This is a genomic window from Pseudomonas pisciculturae (assembly GCF_015461805.1).
In the GTDB taxonomy this organism is placed as follows: Bacteria; Pseudomonadota; Gammaproteobacteria; order Pseudomonadales; family Pseudomonadaceae; genus Aquipseudomonas; species Aquipseudomonas pisciculturae.
Map to the genome: position 1 here is coordinate 85,998 of NZ_JACVZE010000006.1, position 19,883 is coordinate 105,880.

Sequence of the window (19,883 nt, forward strand, 5' to 3'; positions counted from 1 at the left end):
TTGTTGTGTCTTCCTGCGGGGAGCCAGGAAGAGTGTGCGTTGATTACAGCCTTGAAATGGGGGCGTGACAAATCCTTGGGAGCACAGGGACTGATACTTTTTTGCACTCTGCAACCGGCGCCGTGAAGCGTTTAAGCCAGGTTCTGCTCCGTCATCCTCTGTACAGCCAGGCGACGGTAGTGGGAAGGGGTCATGCCTTTAAGCTGCTGAAAGCGCCGGTTGAAATTGGAGATGTTGTTGAAGCCTGACTCAAAACACACATCCGTCACCGCCTTGTCGCCGTCAGCCAGCAACTCGCAAGACTTGCTGATACGCAGCCGGTTAACGAATTCGATAAACGTGCGCCCGGTCGCCTGTTTAAACACTCGGGAGAAGTACGTCGGCTTCATGCCCAGGTAGTCCGCCACCTCTTCAAGCGGCAGTTCACGCGCATAGTGGGCAAAGATGTAGTCCACCGCGCGGTTGGTGCGGTCGATGCTGTGCTCATCGGCCAACTGCGGGGTGGTCACGCCTGACAGCAGTTGGTAATCCTCGCAGGCACTCAACACTTCCAGCAGGATAAAAAAGTGCCCCAGGCGCGCCATGCCTTGGGCGTCTTCGATGCATTGCATCAGGGTCATGGCCTGGGCGATGGTTTTCTTGCAGCGAAACTCGATGCCGTATTGCGCCCGTTCCAGCAGCGGAGACAGGGTCTTTAGCTCGGTGAAGATCTGGCTGCCGCTGCCCAACAGCTCATCGGTGAAGTTCACCAGCATGTCGCGCTTGGGCACCACCTCGTCTTCCTCTATCTGGCTGATCCAGTTATGGGGCAAGTTGGGGCCGGTGAGGAACAAGCTTTCGGGGTAGAAGTTGCCGATGTAATCGCCGATGAACACCTTGCCCGAGCTGGCAACGATCAGGTGCAGCTCGTATTCCTTGTGGAAGTGCCAGCGCACCAGCGGGCAGGGGAAGCCGTGCTGGCGATAGATGATGGACAGACCGTTGTGATCGTCCATCAACTCGTAGGAAGGGTCGGTAATTCGCGTTGCTCGGGTCATGCTGCCGTCGCTTTATTGTGATTGCTGCGTAGGATAATGCCCCCTCGCGCGCAACCTCGCCAGCGCCGGTGTTTAGACGTTACGGTTTTTCGCCTCGATCCACTGGGACATGTATTGCGTACTTTTATGCGCATGGTGGCGCAGCATGCTGCCGGTGAAGTTGTCGCGGCGGTGGTCGGCCAGGTTGGCGCGACATTGCATCAGGCATTCCAGCAGTGCCGGGCCATGGACGTTCTGGTCATAGCGACGAGCTAGCAGCTTACGGCCGTTTTCCTGGGCCTCGGTCCAGCGTTCGTGGTCTTGGTACAGCGCCACGGCAGCAGCAGCCAGGGCTGGGGCACTGTGTTCGATTACGCCCGGCCACGGCTGCTCGTCGCCCATGGCTTCGGCGCCGATGGGCGTGGTGACGTTGGGTGTGCCGCAAAGCATCGCATCTGCGAGCTTGCCCTTTATGCCGGCGCCAAAGCGCAACGGTGCCAGGCAGATACGCGCAGCGCTCATTACTTGCAGCGCATCTTCGGCCCAGTTCATTACATAAAAACCTTGGGCCGGGTTATGCAGCGCTGTGGCCTTGGGCGGTGTGTAAGAACCGTAGATGTGCAGCTGGGCGCCTGGCAATTGTTGGCGAATCAGCGGCCACAGGCTGTTCTTCATCCACAGCACGGCGTCCCAGTTGGGCGCGTGGCGAAAGTTGCCGATGCTGAGGAAGTGCGCGCGGTTTTCATACGCGGTGAAGGCTTCGGTCGGCGGCACCATCATCAGCGGGCACCAGTGGAGCAGGGCGGCGGGCACCTTGAATTGCTCGGTGAGCAGGCGGATTTCCACGTCAGAGATCATCAGGCTGATATCGCAGCGATAAATCGCAGCGATCTCACGCTTGGCCAGGTCAGTGACGGCCATCAGCTGGAACTCCTGCTCAAGAGCCGGAGTAAAGAGTGCGCTGAAGTCGTCGCTGTCAGGATGGGCCTTGAGTCGGTCCTTGAGGCGTTGGTGGCGGGCGTCGCGCAGGCTTTGCAGGTCGGAGGTCTCCAGTACGCGCAGGGCGTTGGGGCAGTGTTTCTCGACGCGCCAGCCGAATTGCTCTTCCATCATGAAGCGGTCGAACAGCACGATGTCTGGGGCTAGCTCGTGGATGAAGTCGTCGAAGCTGCTGTTGTTCAGCTCAATGGCGCACTCGGCGATGCCCAGCACCTGCAAGTCGGCCTTGTGTTCGCCCAGTGCAGCCGGGCTGCTGAAAGTAATATCCCAATCTTGCGTAAGAAAAGTTTCCAGGATCTGCATCATATGCCCACCCGCGGCCGAGGAACGGGGCTCGGGCCAGACGTAACCAATGACCAGGACTTTGGTGGCAGGCTGTTTCATCGACAACAGGATCCTTGAAGGGCAGGGCGCAAAGACCGCCATTAAACCATACGCGGCGATATGACAATTTATGTCTGGCGGTAGGTAGCCACCGTACTTTGTGGTTAACTTCCGCCTCTCGAATTCGTTTCAATAAACCCAGCATAAGGATTCTGTTCATGGCTCAAGTCACCCTCAAAGGCAACCCGGTCCAGGTTGAAGGCGAACTGCCACAAGTCGGCACTCAAGCGCCTGAGTTCACCCTGACCGCCGGCGACCTGTCGGATGCAACCCTGGCCACTTTCGCCGGCAAGCGCAAAGTGCTGAACATCTTCCCAAGCGTTGACACCCCGACTTGCGCCACGTCGGTGCGCAAATTCAACGCCCAGGCCAACGAAGTCGCCAACACTGTTGTGCTGTGCATCTCTTCGGACCTGCCGTTTGCCCAAGCGCGCTTCTGCGGCTCCGAAGGCCTGGAAAACGTGAAGAACCTATCGGACTTCCGCAGTGCCGCGTTCTCCCAGGATTACGGCGTAGACATCGTTGACGGCCCGCTGCGCAGCCTGACCGCCCGCGCCGTGGTGGTATTGGATGAAAACAACAACGTGCTGCACAGCGAACTGGTGAGCGAAATCGCCCACGAGCCAAACTACGAAGCCGCCCTGGCTGTTTTGAAGTAATTGATTCTGCGCGTTACTGTCGTTTTGCAGTAACACGCGTGCTACATGATTGCGGCCTGGCCTAGTCCAGGCCGTTTTCATTTAAGCGTCAAACGCTTAGCGAAATAGCGACTGGACTAAGCTCAGTCGTTAAAAGTTGTAAGCCCAAGGTAAATAGCCGGTAAAGGCGCTTTTCTAAACGCGCTCCAGTGCTTATCTTTCAGCCTCCCAAAGAAGAAGCTCTCGCGCCCAATGGTTGATCACTCCATGCAATCGTCCCCCCGTAAGTCCCGTCGCTGGCTGTTTGGCCTGCTTGTACTGCTGGTTATCGCCGGCCTGTGCTGGAAATTCTGGCCAAGCAGTGCCGCCCATAACGACGCGCCAGCGGGCCGTACCAGCAAGACCGGCATGGCGCGTCCGGGCTTCGGTGGCTCCACCGGCCCAGTGCCGGTGAGAGTGGCGCCGGCGGTGTTGGGGGAGTTCCCGGTGTACTACAAGGCCTTGGGCACGGTGACCGCGCTCAATACCATCAATGTGCGCAGCCGGGTAGGCGGCGAGTTGGTCAAGATCGCTTTTGAAGAAGGGCAGATGGTCAAGGCCGGCGACCTGCTGGCCGAGATCGACCCACGCAGCTACCAGAACGCCTTGCTCCAGGCCCAGGGCACGCTGCTGCAAAACCAGGCCCAGTTGAAAAACGCCCAGGTCGACGTGCAGCGTTATCGCGATCTGTACGCCCAGGACAGTATCGCCAAACAAACCCTGGACACCGCCGAAGCGCTGGTCTTGCAATACCAGGGCACGGTCAAGACCAACCAGGGCGCGGTGGATGACGCCAAGCTAAACCTCGAATTCACCAAGATCCGCGCACCGATCGGTGGCCGCGTCGGTTTGCGCCAGATCGACGTGGGCAACCTGGTGTCGGCCAATGACACCACCTTTATCGCCGTAATCACCCAGACCCAACCCATCAGCGTGGCCTTTACCCTGCCAGAAAACACCCTCGACACCGTGCTCGCCCGCTACCACGCCGGCAACAAGCTGCCCGTGGAGGCCTGGGACCGTGGCGACGTGAAAAAGCAGGCGGTCGGTGTGCTGCAAAGCCTCGACAACCAGATCGACGTCACCACCGGCACCCTGAAATTCAAGGGTCGCTTCGATAACAAGGACCAGGCGCTGTTCCCCAACCAGTTCGTCAACGTGCACCTGCTGGCCGACACCCTGCACAACGTGGTGCTGGCGCCGTCTGCCGCGATCCAGTTCGGCAATAGCGGCACCTTTGTCTACAAGCTCGATGGTGACAAGAAGGTCAAGGTCCAGCCGCTGGTGTTGGGCGACACCGACGGCGACAACACTGTGATCAAGGAAGGCCTGGTCGCTGGCGACCGCGTGGTGTTGGAAGGTACAGATCGCTTGAAGGAAGGCAGTGAGATCGAAGTGGTCAACGACAGCAGCGAAGTGCTGACCACCCCGACCGAACACCTGCAAGGCAAGCCCGCCGCTAAAGGGGAGACCGGTGCCAGCGCCGGCAAGGCGCAAAAGGTCGGTTCATGAACCTGTCGCGGCTGTTTATCCTTCGCCCGGTCGCGACCACGCTGAGCATGCTGGCCATTGTCCTGGCCGGCATTATTGCTTACCGCCTGTTGCCAGTGTCGGCGTTGCCCCAGGTGGACTACCCCACTATACGGGTAATGACCCTGTACCCCGGCGCCAGCCCGGACGTGATGACCAGTGCCGTCACCGCGCCGCTTGAGCGCCAGTTCGGGCAAATGCCCGGCCTTACACAAATGGCGTCCACCAGCTCCGGCGGCGCCTCGGTGCTGACCCTGCGGTTTAACCTCGACGTCAACATGGACGTCGCCGAGCAACAGGTGCAGGCCGCGATCAACGCGGCTACCAACCTGTTGCCCAAGGATTTACCGGCGCCGCCGGTGTACAACAAGGTCAACCCGGCGGATACCCCGGTGCTGACCCTGGCCGTCACCTCCAAGACCATGTTGCTGCCCAAGCTCAATGACCTGGTCGATACGCGCATGGCGCAGAAAATTGCCCAGATCAGCGGCGTCGGCATGGTCAGCATCGCGGGCGGCCAGCGCCAGGCCGTGCGCATCAAGGTGAACCCTGAAGCCCTGGCGGCCAACGGCTTGAACCTGTCCGACGTGCGCACCCTCATCGCCGCGTCCAACGTGAACCAGCCCAAGGGCAACTTCGACGGCCCCACCCGCGTCTCGATGCTCGACGCCAATGACCAGTTGGTGTCACCCCAGCAATACGCAGAATTGATCCTGGCCTACAACAACGGCGCACCGTTGCGCCTCAAGGACGTGGCACAGATCGTCGACGGTGCCGAAAACGAACGCCTCGCTGCCTGGGCCAATGAAAACCAGGCCGTGCTGCTCAATATCCAGCGCCAGCCCGGTGCCAACGTGATCGAGGTGGTCGACCGCATCAAAGCGTTGCTGCCGAGCATCACCGACAACCTGCCGGCTGGCCTGGATGTGACGGTGCTCACCGACCGCACCCAGACCATCCGCGCCTCGGTCACCGATGTGCAACACGAATTGCTGATCGCCATTGCCTTGGTGGTGATGGTGACCTTCCTGTTCCTGCGCCGGGTCAGCGCCACGATTATTCCTTCCATCGCTGTGCCGCTCTCGTTGATCGGCACCTTTGGCGTGATGTACCTGGCGGGCTTCTCCATCAACAACCTGACGTTGATGGCCCTGACCATCGCCACCGGTTTTGTGGTGGACGACGCCATCGTGATGCTGGAGAACATCTCCCGCTACATCGAGGAGGGCGAGACGCCGATGGCCGCCGCACTCAAGGGCGCCAAGCAGATCGGCTTCACCTTGATTTCCCTGACCCTGTCGCTGATCGCGGTATTGATCCCGCTGCTGTTCATGGCCGACGTGGTAGGGCGCTTGTTCCGCGAATTTGCTATCACCCTGGCGGTTGCGATCCTGATTTCCCTGGTAGTGTCCCTCACGTTGACGCCGATGATGTGCGCGCGTTTGCTCAAGCGCGAACCCAAGGAAGAAGAACAAAGCCGTTTCTATAAGGCCAGCGGTGCTTGGATCGACTGGTTGATCGCAGCGTATGCGCGCCAGTTGCAATGGGTGCTCAAGCACCAGCCGCTGACCCTGCTGGTGGCCATCGCCACCCTTGGCCTGACCGTGTTGCTGTACCTGGTGGTGCCCAAGGGTTTTTTCCCGGTGCAGGACACCGGGGTTATCCAGGGTATTTCCGAAGCGCCGCAATCGATTTCCTTCGCGGCCATGAGCCAGCGTCAGCAGGAACTGGCCAAAATCATCCTGGCTGACCCATCGGTTGAGAGCCTGTCGTCCTACATCGGCGTGGATGGTGACAACGCGACCCTTAACAGCGGGCGCCTGCTGATCAACCTCAAGCCCCACGGCCAGCGCGACTTGAGCGCGGCCGAGGTGATTACGCGCCTGCAACCGGAAATCGACAAACTGGTGGGCATTCGCCTCTACATGCAGCCGGTGCAAGACCTGACTATCGAAGACCGCGTAAGCCGCACCCAGTACCAGTTCAGCATGTCGTCGCCAGACGCCGATCTGTTGGCGCTGTGGAGTGACAAGCTGGTGCATGCCCTGAGCCAGTTGCCGGAACTCACCGACGTTGCCAGCGACCTGCAAGACAAAGGCCTGCAAGTGTTCCTGGTGATCGACCGTGACGCGGCCTCGCGCCTGGGCGTGAGTGTGTCGACTATTACCGACGCGTTGTATGACGCCTTTGGGCAGCGGCAGATTTCGACCATTTATACCCAGGCCAGCCAATACCGTGTGGTGTTGCAGGCCCAGTCCGGCGAAACCCTTGGCCCTGATGCGCTGAACCAGATCCACGTGAAAACCACCGAGGGCGGCCAGGTACGGCTTTCCAGCCTAGCCCGCGTGGAGCAGCGCCAGGCGCAGTTGGCGATTGCCCATATCGGCCAGTTCCCGGCGGTGATGATGTCGTTCAATCTGGCGCCCGGTGTGGCGTTGGGCAAGGGCGTGGAACTGATCAACCAAACCCAGAAAGACATCGGCATGCCGGTGGGGGTGCAAACCCAGTTCCAGGGCGCGGCGCAGGCATTTGAGGCGTCGCTGTCGAGCACGTTGCTGCTGATTTTGGCGGCGGTGGTGACCATGTACATCGTGCTGGGTGTGCTCTATGAGAGCTATATCCACCCGATCACCATTCTTTCCACCTTGCCATCCGCTGCTGTGGGGGCCTTGCTGGCTTTGCTGCTCAGCGGCAATGACTTGGGCATGATTGCGATCATCGGCATTATTTTGCTGATCGGTATCGTGAAAAAGAACGCGATCATGATGATCGACTTCGCCCTCGATGCTGAGCGTAATCAAGGCCTGGACCCGCAGACCGCCATCTACCAGGCCGCGCTGTTGCGCTTCCGGCCGATCCTGATGACTACCCTGGCCGCGTTGTTTGGTGCGGTGCCGTTGATGTTGGCCACCGGTTCCGGTGCCGAGTTGCGCCAGCCCCTGGGCCTGGTGATGGTGGGTGGTCTGCTGGTGAGCCAGGTATTGACCCTGTTCACCACGCCGGTCATTTACCTGTACTTCGATCGCCTGGGCCGTCGCTGGCGCAAAGAGCCGCAACGCCTGGAGCCGGTTGAGCCATGAACCTGTCCGGACCTTTCATTCGCCGGCCGGTAGCTACCATGTTGCTGAGCCTGGCGATCATGCTGCTGGGCGGCGTGAGCTTCAACCTGTTGCCGGTGTCGCCGCTGCCGCAGATCGACTTCCCGGTGATCGTGGTGTCGGCTAGCTTGCCCGGCGCGAGCCCCGAGGTGATGGCGTCTACCGTGGCCACGCCGCTGGAGCGCTCATTCGGCGCGATTGCCGGCATTACCACCATGAGCAGTTCGTCGAGCCAGGGCTCGACGCGGGTGATCCTGGCATTCGACTCCGACCGTGATATCAACGGCGCAGCGCGGGAAGTGCAGGCGGCGATCAACGCCTCGCGCAACCTGTTGCCCAGCGGCATGCGCAGCATGCCCACCTATAAGAAGATCAACCCTTCCCAGGCACCGATCATGGTGCTGTCGCTGACCTCCGATGTGTTGCAGAAGGGCCAGCTGTACGACTTGGCCTCGACGATTCTGTCGCAAAGCCTGTCGCAGGTGCCGGGTGTGGGCGAAGTGCAGATCGGCGGCAGCTCCCTGCCGGCGGTGCGTATTGAGCTTGAGCCCAAGGCCCTCGATCAATACGGCGTAGCCTTGGACGATGTGCGCAACACCATCGCCAATGCCAACCAGCGCCGGCCTAAAGGCTCACTGGAAGACAGCGAGCGCAACTGGCAGATCCAGGCCAACGATCAACTGGAAAAAGCCAAAGACTACGAACCGCTGCTGATTCGCTACCAAAACGGCGCGGCCCTGCGCCTTGGGGATGTGGCCAAGATCAGCGACGGCGTCGAAGACCGCTACAACAGTGGTTTCTTCAACAACGAGCCGGCGGTGCTGCTGGTAATCAACCGTCAGTCCGGCGCGAATATCATCGAGACCGTGCGGCAGATCAAGGCCCAGTTACCGGCGTTGCAGGCGGTGTTGCCGTCCAGCGTCAAGCTGAACCTGGCCATGGACCGCTCGCCAGTGATCACCGCCACCTTGCATGAAGCCGAGATGACCCTGCTGATTGCCGTGGCACTGGTGGTGCTGGTGGTGTACCTGTTTCTCGGTAACTTCCGTGCGTCCTTGATCCCGACCCTGGCAGTACCCGTGTCGCTGGTGGGCACCTTTGCAGTCATGTACCTGTTTGGCTTCTCGCTGAACAACTTCTCGCTGATGGCGTTGATCCTTGCCACCGGCCTGGTGGTGGACGACGCCATTGTGGTGCTGGAGAACATTTCGCGGCATATCGACGAGGGCGTGCCGCCGATGAAGGCGGCGTACCTGGGCGCCCAGGAAGTCGGCTTTACCTTGTTGTCGATGAACGTGTCGTTGGTGGCGGTGTTCCTGTCCATCCTGTTTATGGGTGGGATTGTCACCAACCTGTTTCGCGAGTTTTCCATCACCTTGTCGGCGGCGATCATCGTTTCATTGGTGGTCTCGCTGACCTTGACCCCGATGCTCTGCGCTCGCTGGCTCAAGCCCCATGTGAAAGGGCAGATGAGCGGTTTGCAGCGCTGGAGCCAGAAGGTCAACGACCGCATGGTCGCCGGCTACGCCACCAGCCTGGACTGGGTGCTGCGTCACCGCCGACTGACCCTGCTCAGCCTGTTGGTCACCGTGGGCGTGAACGTCGCGTTGTACGTGGTGGTGCCGAAAACCTTCATGCCCCAGCAGGACACCGGTCAGTTGATCGGCTTTGTGCGCGGCGATGACGGGCTGTCGTTCAATGTGATGCAGCCGAAGATGGAGACGTTCCGTGTCGCTGTGCTCAAAGACCCGGCTGTGCAAAGCGTGGCCGGTTTTATCGGTGGCAACAACGGCACCAACAATGCGGTGATGCTGGTACGCCTCAAGCCCATCAGCGAACGCAAGATCTCGGCCCAGGGCGTGATCGAGCGGCTACGTAAAAACGTGCCGCTGGTACCCGGTGGGCGCCTGTTTCTGATGGCCGACCAGGACCTGCAATTTGGTGGCAGCCGCGACCAGAGCAGCGCGCAATATTCCTACATCCTGCAAAGTGGCGACCTGGCCGCGTTGCGCCTGTGGTACCCGAAAGTGGTCGCCGCCTTGCGTGAGCTGCCGGAACTCACGGCCATCGACGCCCGCGAAGGGCGGGGCGCAGCGCAGGTCACGCTGGTGGTTGACCGTGACCAGGCCAAGCGCCTGGGCATCGACATGAGCATGGTGACGTCGGTGCTCAACAACGCCTACAGCCAGCGGCAGATTTCCACCATCTACGACAGCCTCAACCAGTACCAGGTGGTGATGGAGGTCAACCCCAAATACGCCCAAGACCCGATCACCCTCAACCAGATGCAAGTGATCACCGCCGATGGCGCACGGGTGCCGCTGTCGACCATTGCCCATTATGAGAACAGCCTGGCCGATGACCGCGTCAGCCATGAAGGCCAGTTTGCTTCAGAAAACATCGCCTTCGACATGGCTCCCGGCGTGACGGTAGAGAAGGGCACGGCGGCCATCGAGCGGGCGATTGCCAAGGTCGGCCTGCCGGAAGATGTGATCGCCAAGATGGCTGGCACGGCCGATGCGTTTGCGGCCACCCAGAAAGGTCAGCCGTTCATGATCCTCGGCGCTTTGGTGGCGGTGTACCTGGTGCTGGGTATTTTGTATGAAAGCTATATTCACCCGCTGACGATTCTCTCGACGTTGCCGTCGGCGGGTGTCGGCGCCATGCTCGCCATCTACCTGACGGGGGGCGAGTTCAGCCTGATTTCGCTGCTGGGCCTGTTCCTGTTGATTGGCGTGGTGAAAAAGAACGCGATCTTGATGATCGACCTGGCCTTGCAGCTGGAGCGTAACGACGGCATGGGCCCGCTGGAATCGATTCGCAGTGCTTGCCTGTTGCGGTTGCGACCGATCCTGATGACCACGCTGGCGGCCATCCTCGGTGCCTTGCCCTTGCTGCTGGGCACGGGCGATGGTGCAGAAATGCGCCGCCCGCTGGGCCTGACGATTATCGGCGGCCTGGTGTTCAGCCAGATCCTGACCCTTTACACCACCCCGGTGGTTTACCTTTATCTCGACCGCGCGCGCCATCGTTTCAATACCTGGCGCGGCGTGCGCACTGATGCTGCCTTGGATACTGCGCTATGACTGACTTAACCAATGCCCGCCTTGGAGGCGGGGTGAAGTTTTTAGCGATGGTCATCTGTGGCGCATTGCTCAGCGCCTGCGCCATCGGCCCCGACTATAAGCGCCCTGATGTCACCGAGCCGGTGCAATTCAAGGAAGCCCAAGGCTGGCGCCAGGCCACGCCAAGCGACTCCCTCGCTCGCGGCGCCTGGTGGGAGCTGTACGGTGACCGCCAGCTCAATGACTTGGTCGAGCGCCTGAACACGTCCAACCAAACCGTGGCCCAGGCCGAAGCGCGCTTTCGCCAGGCCCAGACCCAGGTGCGCAGCGCCCGTGGTGCGTTTTACCCCACCGTTGACCTGAGTGCGGGCAAGACCCGCGCCAGTCAAGGCACGGGCAGTAGCAGTGCGAGCTTGAGCAGTTCCAGCAGCGGTATTCGCGACACCCTCAACGCGCAGCTGGGCGTAAGTTGGGAGGCCGACGTCTGGGGCAAGTTACGCCGCGGCCTGGAAGCCAATGAAGCCACGGCCGAAGCCAGCTCGGCGGACTTGGCGGCGATGCGCTTGAGCCAGCAATCGGAGTTGGTACAGAACTACCTGCAACTGCGAGTCATGGATGAACAGACTCGCCTGTTGCAAGCCACCCTCGACGCCTACCAGCGCTCGTTGACCATGACCCAAAACCAATACCGGGCCGGTGTTTCCGGTAAAGATGCCGTTGCCCAGGCGCAAACCCAGCTCAAGTCCACCCAGGCCAGCCTGATCGACCTGATATGGCAGCGCGCTCAGTTGGAAAACGCGATTGCCGTGTTGATCGGCGAAGCGCCGGCAAACTTCAATCTGGCGGTGAGCAAAGACATTCCAACGCTGCCACAGATCCCGGTGAGTCTCCCATCGCAACTGCTGGAACGTCGCCCTGACATCGCCTCGGCCGAGCGCTCGGTGATCGCGGCCAACGCCAACATCGGCGTGGCCAAGGCGGCGTATTACCCAGACCTGAGCCTGAGCCTGGCAGGCGGCTATTCCAGCAGCACCTACGCCGACTGGATCAGCTTGCCGAACCGCTTCTGGTCGGTGGGGCCGAAGCTGGCCATGACCCTGTTCGACGGTGGCCAGCGCTCGGCCGAAGTCGACCGCAGCGTCGCCAGCTACGACGAGACCGTGGCCAAGTATCGCCAGACCGTGCTGGATGGTTTCCGCGAAGTAGAAAACTACATGGTGCAACTCAAGGTGCTGGAAGACGAGGCAGTGGTCAGCAATGAAGCGCTGGAATCTGCGCGTGAATCCCTGCGCCTCACCGAAAACCAGTACAAGGCTGGTTTGATTGCTTATCTGGATGTGGTCAACGTGCAGGCCACGGCGCTGAGTAATGAGCGCACGGTGTTGACGCTGTTGCAGACGCGTCTGGTGGCAAGTGTTCAACTGATTGCCGCATTGGGTGGTGGCTGGGACGGGCAGACCCCGATCAGCCCCAAGGATTAAGGCTGAACACATTCCAAATGTGGGAGGGGCGGTGCGACGATTCGACTTGCCCCCGATGGCTGTCTGTCAGCACCAGATTTGCTGGCTGACACACTGCTATCGGGGGCAAGTCGAATCGTCGCACCGCCCCTCCCACATTTGAATGCCCTAAGGCTTCAGAATTGGTCGGTTTTCAAGCCATTAGATTGACGTCAAAAAGCCAATGATGGCTATACGCTAATAAATCAACTGTACAAGAATTTTCTCGCTACAATCGCCCGCTTTGCCACCTGGCACGGGCGTTTCAGGCCCGTCAGTCTCGAGAAGTCCCATGCTCATCGGTAGCTATTCTCCCTCTCTGGTCGTGATCTCCCTGTTTGTCGCGATCCTTGCGTCCTATACCGCGCTGGACCTCTCGGGCCGCATCGCGACCGCCAAGGGCCGCGCCATGTATTTGTGGATTGCCGGTGGGGCCATCGCCATGGGCATCGGCGTCTGGTCGATGCATTTTATCGGCATGCTGGCGCTGCGCCTGCCCTTTGCCTTGGGCTTCGACTTCGGCATCACGGCGTTGTCGTTGTTGATCGCGATGTTATCCAGCGGCTTTGCGTTATGGCTGATCAGCCAGCCACGCTTACCTGCCTGGCAATTGGCGTTCGGCGCGCTGGTGATGGGGGCCGGTATAGCAGCGATGCATTACACCGGCATGGCCGCAATGCGCATGACCCCGGGCATCGACTATGACCCGACGCTGTTCGGCGCCTCATTGCTGATCGCGGTGGCCGCCTCTGGCGCTGCGCTGTGGATCGCCTACAACCTGCGCCGCAATGCGCCGTACGTGCGCCTCAAGCGCGGTGCTGCGGCAGTGGTGATGGGCTTTGCCATCGTCGGCATGCATTACACCGGCATGGCGGCAGCACGCTTTGCCGATGAAAGTTTCTGTGGTGCAGCGCTCAATGGTTTGAGTGGCAAGGGCCTGGATAACCTGGTGCTGGTGACCACCCTGGCAGTGCTGGGCATCGCACTGCTGACCTCGCTGCTCGACGCCCGCCTTGAGTCACGTACCGCCGTTCTGGCCGACTCCCTGACCCTGGCTAATCAGGAGCTGACTCACCTGGCCCTGCACGACATGCTCACCGGCCTGCCCAATCGCACCTTGCTGGCCGACCGAATCCAGCAATCGATGCAAGCGGTCAACGAGCAGGGCGGTTGCTTCGCGCTGATGTTTATCGATCTTGACGGCTTCAAGCCGGTCAACGACGCCTTTGGCCATCACATGGGTGACCAGTTGCTGCGCGAAGTGGGCCTGCGCCTGCGCGAAGACCTGCGTAGCCATGACACTCTGGCGCGCATTGGCGGCGATGAGTTTGTACTGCTGGTGCAACTGAACCAGCCCGACGATGCATTGCGTCTGGCCGAACGCCAAGTGGGCCTGGTCAATCGGGCCTTTCAGGTGGCCGAGCATGAACTCAAGATTTCGGCGAGCGTGGGCATTGCGATTTACCCCGGCAATGGCGGCAACCCCCAGGAACTGTTGATGAACGCCGATGCCGCGATGTACCACGCCAAGGGCATGGGCAAGAACGGCTACAGCTTCTTTGATGTGTCGATGAACACCAACGCGCGCAAACAATTGCAACTGCTGCAAGACCTGCGCAATGCCGTGGAGCAGCAGCAGTTTCGTTTGTACTACCAGCCCAAATTCGATGCGGTCAGCGGTATCCCGGTGGGCGCTGAAGCGCTACTGCGCTGGGAGCACCCGCAGCAAGGCCTGCTGCTGCCGGCGATGTTTATCGAGCTGGCGGAAAAAACCGGTTTGATCATCCCCATCGGCGAATGGGTACTCAACGAAGCCTGCCGCCAGATGAGCCTGTGGTACGCCCAGGGCTATGAAGACTGGCGCATTGCCGTGAACCTCTCTGCGTTGCAGTTCTGCCACGCAGGCTTGGTCAAGAGTGTGGCCACGGCCCTGCAACGCCACCAGTTGCCGGCCAACAGCCTGACCCTGGAAATCACCGAAACCACCGCCATGAGTGACGCCGATGCGAGCATGACGGTGTTGCAGCAGCTGTCGGAGATGGGCGTGGACCTGTCCATCGACGACTTCGGCACCGGCTACTCCAGCCTGATGTACCTCAAGCGCCTGCCCGCCAACGAGTTGAAGATCGACCGTGGCTTTGTACGCGACCTGGAGCACGACAGCGACGACGCCGCTATCGTCTCGGCCATCGTCGCCCTGGGCCAGGCCTTGGGCCTGCGCATCGTGGCTGAAGGCGTCGAAACCGACGTGCAGCAAAACTTCCTCACGCGGCTGGGCTGTAATTCCTTGCAGGGTTACCTGTTGGGGCATCCGTTGCCGGCTGACAACTTCATGGCCGATATCCAGCGCGCCGAAGAAGCCGTAGCGCCTGACAAAAACCGTGCGTGACGGTTATCCTCTGTTCCAGCCGTAAACATCAGGTTGAATCAGGAGACCGCACGCATGGACAAAGTCGTCCTTATCACCGGGGGCAGTCGTGGGATTGGCGCCGAGACGGCATTGCTGGCCGCACGCCAGGGCTATCGCATCTGCATCAATTACCAGTCCGACGAGGAGGCTGCCCAGCGCATACTTGAACAGGTTCGCGCGTTGGGTGCACAGGCCATTTCAGTGCGGGCGGACGTGAGCATCGAAGATGAAGTGATCGCGCTGTTCAGCCGCGTCGACGCCGAGCTGGGCCGTGTTACCGCGCTGGTCAACAACGCCGGCACCGTGGGGCACAAATCGCGGGTGGACGAGATGTCCGAGTTCCGCATCCTCAAAATCATGAAGACCAACGTGTTGGGGCCGATCCTGTGTGCCAAGCATGCGGTGCTGCGCATGTCGCCAAGGCATGGCGGGCAGGGCGGCAGTATCGTCAATGTATCGTCGGTGGCGGCGCGCCTGGGCTCGCCGGGTGAGTACGTTGACTATGCCGCCTCCAAAGGTGCGCTCGATACCTTCACCCTGGGCTTGTCCAAAGAAGTGGCGGGCGAGGGCATACGCGTGAATGCCGTGCGGCCTGGCTACATCTTCACGGATTTCCATGCGTTGAGCGGTGATCCGGACCGGGTCAGCAAGCTGGAGTCGGGCATCCCCATGGCACGGGGCGGGCGCCCGGATGAGGTGGCAGAGGCGATTATCTGGTTGTTGTCGGATAAGGCGTCGTATGCCACGGGGACTTTTCTGGACTTGGGCGGCGGTCGCTAAACATTCACTTCGTCAGGTGGGCTGATGGCGCAACACCTCATAGCCTTTGAGGGAAAACGCACCGAGCACGCTGGCTTCTGATTTTTCGACGATGCTGTAGCCGTCGTTGTAGAAACCGTCGATTTTTCCGTTACGGCTATGACTCCCGTTCAAGCGGCGGTCGTCCAGATTGTCTATGAATCGCAGTACCTTGCTTAGATCATAGGCTGCGTTGGCCCTGGCAATAGGGTTCGGGTTCGCTGTGCTCCAGTCCCCAACCTGCATCTTGAGATCATCCCCAACTTGGTAATGATCGCGACTTTCCAGGAAGCGCCTAACCACAGGGCTTTCTTCGATGATTCTGTCTGCTGTGCGCTGGTCGTCAGCGGGGCGCCCCATGGGCGCCGTCATCGTTCGTACTTGACTCTGTTCGTGTGCACGCATGTAGTTGGGTGGGATAGGCAGTTGCGTCAGGCTGATTGAGTTAGCGAAGATCATGGAGGCGCCTCAAGGTTGAACTCGGAAATCGGCACTCTTGGATGTGTAAAGAGTGCGCCACCCTATGTGGTTTACCCTCGCGTTCGGTTCCGACTTAAAACGACCGCACGATCCGCCCCAACGTTTCCATCGCCTGCTCCGAGGCTTCTGTCCACGGGCTGCCATAGTTCAAGCGAATGCAGTTTCTGAAGCGTTGGGTCGCCGAGAAGATCGGCCCCGGCGCAATGCTGATGCCCTGGGCCAGCGCCATCTGGAACACCTTCAGCGAGTCCGTTTGCTCCGGCAACTCCAGCCACAGGAAGTAGCCACCGGCCGGTTGGCTGACCCGTGTCTGTGCCGGGAAGTAACGGGCAATCGCGGCCAGCATGGCGCTTTGCTGCTCTTCCAGTGCATAGCGCAACTTGCGCAGATGTCGGTCATAACCACCGTGTTGCAGGTAGTCGGCAATCGCTGCCTGGGCGGGCATTGACGGGCACAGTGAGGTCATCAGCTTCAAACGTTCGACTTTTTGCGCAAAGCGCCCGGCCGCCACCCAGCCGACGCGATAACCGGGCGCCAGGCTCTTGGCAAACGAGCCGCAGTGCATCACCAGGCCTTCTGTGTCGAAGGCCTTGGCCGGTTTGGGCGCGTGTTGGCCGTAATACAGCTCGGCGTATACATCGTCTTCGATCAAGGGCACCTGGTGGCTGCGCAATAGCTCCACCAGCGCTTGTTTCTTGGCTTCCGGCAGGGTCGCACCCATGGGGTTCTGAAAGCTGGTCATGGTCCAGCAGGCTTTGATCGGGTAGCGTTCCAGCGTTTGCGCCAACGCGCCCAGGTCGATGCCATCGCGTGGGTGCACGGGGATTTCCACCGCCTTGAGCTTCAGGCGTTCCAGCACTTGCAGGCAGGCGTAAAACGCCGGGGCTTCAATGGCCACCAGGTCGCCCGGCTCGGTGACGGCTTGCAGGCACAGGTTCAGCGCTTCGAGTGCGCCGTTGGTGATCAGCAGTTCTTCCATCGGCAGCATCAGCCCACCGACCATGTAGCGCAGGGCGATCTGCCGCCGCAGGTGCGGGTTGCCCGGCGACATGTCGGTGACCACCAAACGCGGGTCCATCGCACGGCCAGCACTGGCGAGCGAGCGCGCCAGGCGCGGCAGAGGGAACAACATGGGGCTGGGGAACGCCGAGCCGAAGGGCACGGTGTTCGGGTCTTTGATGGAGTCGAGTACCGAGAACACCAGCTCGCTGACATCCACTTCGGTGGACTCATGCACCTGTTCACTCACCGCCGGCTCGGAAAACGGACTCGGCGCATGGGTGTTGACGAAGTAGCCCGAGCGCGGCCGCGCGCGGATCAAGCCGCGACGCTCCAGCAGGTAGTACGCCTGAAACACCGTGGACGGGCTGACGCCGTAGGTCTGGCTGGCATAGCGCACCGACGGCACGCGCTCGCCGGGGCCGAGTACGCCTGAGCGAATCAGCTCTGCGATGTCTTCGGCGAATTTTTCGTAGCGTTTCATGTTGGCCTTAAACAAATTTTTCAGATGGGCACAGATCCCAATGTGGGAGGGGGCTTGCCCCCGATGGCAGTGGGTCAGCAGGTACATCCTTCACTGACCCTCTGCCATCGGGGGCAAGCCCCCTCCCACATTGGATCTTCATACTGTTCAATACTGTGGCTTCAGCGATTCAGCGGCGCCACAAAGCGACTATCCGCCGCGCTATACACCCACGGTTCATCCACATCCGACACCTTGAAGCGCAGGGTCTGCGAGCTGCTCGCCGGCTTGTCTGCCAGCAGCGCCACCGACACCGGCACATCGCTGATTTCCCCTGGTGCCAGGCTGATTTGGGTCTTGCCCTGTAGCTGGAAACCTGGCGCGTCCACCAATTCAATGCGGTAGTCCTGGCGCTGCTGGGTCTTGTTGATGACCTTGAGGCTGTAGATGTTTTCGATCAAGCCCTGGGCATTTTCGCGGAACATGCCTCGGTCCTTGGTCACGTCCAGCGATACCATCGGCCGCTCCACAAGGGCCACCACCAACGCAGCGATCATCACCACCAGCACGGCACTGTAGCCGATCAGGCGCGGCCGCAGCAGGTGGGTTTTGCCGCCTTGCAGTTGATGTTCGCTGGTATAGCTCACCAACCCACGCGGGTAGCCCATTTTGTCCATGATTGAATCACAGGCGTCGATACAGGCCGCGCAGCCGATGCACTCCATTTGCAGGCCGTCGCGGATATCGATGCCAGTAGGGCACACCTGCACGCACAGCTGGCAATCGATGCAGTCCCCCAGCCCGACGTCGGCGGGCTTGACCTCACGCTTGCGCGGGCCACGGCTTTCGCCACGGGCAGCATCGTAGGAAATGGTCAGGGTGTCCTTGTCAAACATCACGCTCTGGAACCGCGCATAAGGGCACATGTGCATGCACACCGCTTCGCGCAGCCAACCGGCGTTGAGGTAGGTGGCCGCGGTGAAAAACAGCACCCAGAACAGGCTCACGCCGCCCATTTGCCAGGTCAGCAGTTCAGCGGCCAGTGGCCGGATAGGCGTGAAATAGCCCACGAACGTCAAGCCCGTCAGCACGCTGATCCCCAGCCACAGCGTGTGCTTGGCCGAGCGCCGCGCCAGTTTGTTCAGGCTCCACGGCGCCGCTTGCAATTTGATGCGCTGGTTACGCTCGCCTTCGGTGACTTTTTCGCACCACATAAACAGCCAGGTGAACGAGCTTTGTGGGCAGGTGTAGCCGCACCACACGCGACCAGCAAAGACGGTGATCGCAAACAGGCCAAAGGCGCAGATGATCAACAGCGCCGACAGCAAGATGAAATCCTGCGGCCAGAAGGTTGCACCAAAAATATGGAATTTGCTTTCTGCCAGATCCCACAAAACGGCCTGGCGCCCACCCCAGTTGAGCCACACGGTGCCGAAAAAGGCCAAAAACAGAAAGCCCGCACCGGCGACGCGCAAGGTGCGGAACACGCCGGTAAAACTGCGCGTATGAATCAGGTTGTCACTGGATTTGGCCGTCACCTTCTTTGGGTGTGTCGGCACAAAGGTTTCCACGGTTGGGATTCGTTCGCTCATGGTCGTTCGCTCATCAGCCTCCATCAGGCCGCTGAACTATGCGCGTAGCACTGTTTGCATTACAGACTCAGGTATTGCGATAAAAAGCGGAGCAGATGGGGCGTAAATGAGCTGTGCGACAATATGTTGCACCTCGCATTGCTTGAGGTGCAGCCCGATTCGAACGCAGTTGATACAGATCATACAAATCGCCAAATCAGGCTCGCTACCGCCCTGCGTGGGCGCCCGTCGATTTGACGGCCGGTCATGTCACTAGATCGGTTTCCTTCAATTTGCCGAACACCTTTGCGACAAATGCAGGCTCTCCCTGGTTGCCGGAGATGACGAGAACACTGGCATCGTGGATCGGCGAATATTTCAACTGCATTTCGCCGGCACGGCCGGATAACTGATTGACCCACAGGAGCTTCTTGTTCAGCTGTTTGCGTATCCGTGATACGTCCAGCTTGTCCCGGCCGTGTACGAACCCCCTGATTTCGACGGGTGAATCAAGGGTGGACTCGTGGGTGCCAAGAAAACTGTAGACATTAGGGGCTTGTTCGCTAATGGGCTCGCTACGGCGCCTGGCCCAGTCATCGGGGTGGGCATACTGAAGTGCTTCGTTGGCTTTTCTAACCTCGGTAGCAATATTGAAGCGCGCGGACGCCTGTTCCAATGCGGCCTTTAAGGTGGGCAACGCAGCGTTGGCATCGGGTTGTTTGGGCGTGCGGGCTTGATCGGGAGGGGAATGGAGCAGCGCCTCCAGTGCTTGTGCATCGGTCATCAACGGCGATGGCGGGGCAGTGGGGCTGACCCGATGCGGTGTTGGGTGCATTGGCGTGTCGAGCGTTGGCTGGTAGAGGGAAGCCGGCATGATATACCTCGTGAAAAATG

The 19,883-nt window shown here is 60.3% G+C and carries 13 protein-coding genes; 7 read left to right on the forward strand and 6 right to left on the reverse strand.

Annotated elements, in window-relative coordinates; translation table 11 throughout:
- Nucleotides 1-131: 131 nt before the first annotated feature.
- Together ICY20_RS17495 and ICY20_RS17500 are read right to left on the reverse strand one after the other, a co-directional pair.
- Nucleotides 132-1,037, reverse strand: a complete 906-nt coding sequence (locus ICY20_RS17495) for an AraC family transcriptional regulator (RefSeq protein WP_159959155.1) — start codon at nt 1,035-1,037, stop codon at nt 132-134.
- 72 nt (nt 1,038-1,109) lie between these two features.
- Complete coding sequence (locus tag ICY20_RS17500) at nt 1,110-2,399, reverse strand: glycosyltransferase (RefSeq protein ID WP_194938127.1); 1,290 nt, start codon at nt 2,397-2,399, stop codon at nt 1,110-1,112.
- Between the two features lie 158 nt (nt 2,400-2,557).
- Here ICY20_RS17500 and tpx point away from each other — a divergent pair, with 158 nt between their 5' ends.
- The 7 genes from tpx (at nt 2,558) to ICY20_RS17535 (ending at nt 15,458) form a co-directional block, all read left to right on the forward strand.
- A complete protein-coding gene (tpx, locus tag ICY20_RS17505; RefSeq protein WP_159959159.1) occupies nt 2,558-3,058 on the forward strand; it encodes a thiol peroxidase in 501 nt (166 codons plus the stop codon).
- Between the two features lie 231 nt (nt 3,059-3,289).
- Nucleotides 3,290-4,588, forward strand: a complete 1,299-nt coding sequence (locus ICY20_RS17510; protein WP_159959161.1) for an MdtA/MuxA family multidrug efflux RND transporter periplasmic adaptor subunit — start codon at nt 3,290-3,292, stop codon at nt 4,586-4,588.
- Nucleotides 4,585-7,686 (forward strand): MdtB/MuxB family multidrug efflux RND transporter permease subunit, encoded by a 3,102-nt coding sequence (locus tag ICY20_RS17515; protein ID WP_194938128.1) that lies wholly within the window; start codon nt 4,585-4,587, stop codon nt 7,684-7,686. The genes ICY20_RS17510 and ICY20_RS17515 overlap by 4 nt, the downstream gene beginning before the upstream one ends.
- Nucleotides 7,683-10,790 carry an efflux RND transporter permease subunit gene (locus ICY20_RS17520; RefSeq protein WP_194938129.1) on the forward strand — a complete coding sequence of 1,036 codons (3,108 nt, stop codon included), beginning with the start codon at nt 7,683-7,685 and terminating at the stop codon, nt 10,788-10,790. Before ICY20_RS17515 ends, ICY20_RS17520 begins: the two co-directional genes overlap by 4 nt.
- A complete protein-coding gene (locus ICY20_RS17525; protein WP_159959167.1) occupies nt 10,787-12,250 on the forward strand; it encodes an efflux transporter outer membrane subunit in 1,464 nt (487 codons plus the stop codon). The genes ICY20_RS17520 and ICY20_RS17525 overlap by 4 nt, the downstream gene beginning before the upstream one ends.
- Nucleotides 12,251-12,560: 310 nt before the next feature.
- Complete coding sequence (locus ICY20_RS17530; RefSeq protein WP_159959169.1) at nt 12,561-14,657, forward strand: putative bifunctional diguanylate cyclase/phosphodiesterase; 2,097 nt, start codon at nt 12,561-12,563, stop codon at nt 14,655-14,657.
- 54 nt (nt 14,658-14,711) lie between these two features.
- A complete protein-coding gene (locus ICY20_RS17535; protein ID WP_159959171.1) occupies nt 14,712-15,458 on the forward strand; it encodes an SDR family oxidoreductase in 747 nt (248 codons plus the stop codon).
- Between the two features lie 12 nt (nt 15,459-15,470).
- Here ICY20_RS17535 and ICY20_RS17540 read toward each other — a convergent pair whose 3' ends face one another.
- The 4 genes from ICY20_RS17540 to ICY20_RS17555 all read right to left on the reverse strand — a co-directional run bounded on the left by ICY20_RS17540 (nt 15,471) and on the right by ICY20_RS17555 (nt 19,863).
- Nucleotides 15,471-15,935, reverse strand: a complete 465-nt coding sequence (locus ICY20_RS17540; RefSeq protein ID WP_228758474.1) for a hypothetical protein — start codon at nt 15,933-15,935, stop codon at nt 15,471-15,473.
- Nucleotides 15,936-16,029: 94 nt separating this feature from the next.
- A complete protein-coding gene (mapR, locus tag ICY20_RS17545) occupies nt 16,030-17,439 on the reverse strand; it encodes a GntR family transcriptional regulator MpaR (protein WP_159959173.1) in 1,410 nt (469 codons plus the stop codon).
- Nucleotides 17,440-17,600: 161 nt separating this feature from the next.
- Nucleotides 17,601-19,010 carry a cytochrome c oxidase accessory protein CcoG gene (gene ccoG / locus ICY20_RS17550; RefSeq protein ID WP_194938130.1) on the reverse strand — a complete coding sequence of 470 codons (1,410 nt, stop codon included), beginning with the start codon at nt 19,008-19,010 and terminating at the stop codon, nt 17,601-17,603.
- A gap of 244 nt (nt 19,011-19,254) precedes the next feature.
- Nucleotides 19,255-19,863 carry a M10 family metallopeptidase C-terminal domain-containing protein gene (locus ICY20_RS17555; protein ID WP_159959177.1) on the reverse strand — a complete coding sequence of 203 codons (609 nt, stop codon included), beginning with the start codon at nt 19,861-19,863 and terminating at the stop codon, nt 19,255-19,257.
- Nucleotides 19,864-19,883 lie beyond the last annotated feature (20 nt).

Excerpts from the sequence above, each read along its gene's own strand:
- ICY20_RS17540 (WP_228758474.1), bottom strand. The coding sequence starts at position 15,935 with ATGATCTTCGCTAACTCAATCAGCCTGACGCAACTGCCTATCCCACCC.
- ICY20_RS17500 (WP_194938127.1), bottom strand. The coding sequence starts at position 2,399 with ATGAAACAGCCTGCCACCAAAGTCCTGGTCATTGGTTACGTCTGGCCC.
- ccoG (WP_194938130.1), bottom strand. The coding sequence starts at position 19,010 with ATGAGCGAACGAATCCCAACCGTGGAAACCTTTGTGCCGACACACCCA.
- ICY20_RS17495 (WP_159959155.1), bottom strand. The coding sequence starts at position 1,037 with ATGACCCGAGCAACGCGAATTACCGACCCTTCCTACGAGTTGATGGAC.
- ICY20_RS17530 (WP_159959169.1), top strand. The coding sequence starts at position 12,561 with ATGCTCATCGGTAGCTATTCTCCCTCTCTGGTCGTGATCTCCCTGTTT.
- ICY20_RS17510 (WP_159959161.1), top strand. The coding sequence starts at position 3,290 with ATGGTTGATCACTCCATGCAATCGTCCCCCCGTAAGTCCCGTCGCTGG.
- ICY20_RS17515 (WP_194938128.1), top strand. The coding sequence starts at position 4,585 with ATGAACCTGTCGCGGCTGTTTATCCTTCGCCCGGTCGCGACCACGCTG.
- ICY20_RS17555 (WP_159959177.1), bottom strand. The coding sequence starts at position 19,863 with ATGCCGGCTTCCCTCTACCAGCCAACGCTCGACACGCCAATGCACCCA.
- ICY20_RS17525 (WP_159959167.1), top strand. The coding sequence starts at position 10,787 with ATGACTGACTTAACCAATGCCCGCCTTGGAGGCGGGGTGAAGTTTTTA.
- ICY20_RS17520 (WP_194938129.1), top strand. The coding sequence starts at position 7,683 with ATGAACCTGTCCGGACCTTTCATTCGCCGGCCGGTAGCTACCATGTTG.
- ICY20_RS17535 (WP_159959171.1), top strand. The coding sequence starts at position 14,712 with ATGGACAAAGTCGTCCTTATCACCGGGGGCAGTCGTGGGATTGGCGCC.
- mapR (WP_159959173.1), bottom strand. The coding sequence starts at position 17,439 with ATGAAACGCTACGAAAAATTCGCCGAAGACATCGCAGAGCTGATTCGC.
- tpx (WP_159959159.1), top strand. The coding sequence starts at position 2,558 with ATGGCTCAAGTCACCCTCAAAGGCAACCCGGTCCAGGTTGAAGGCGAA.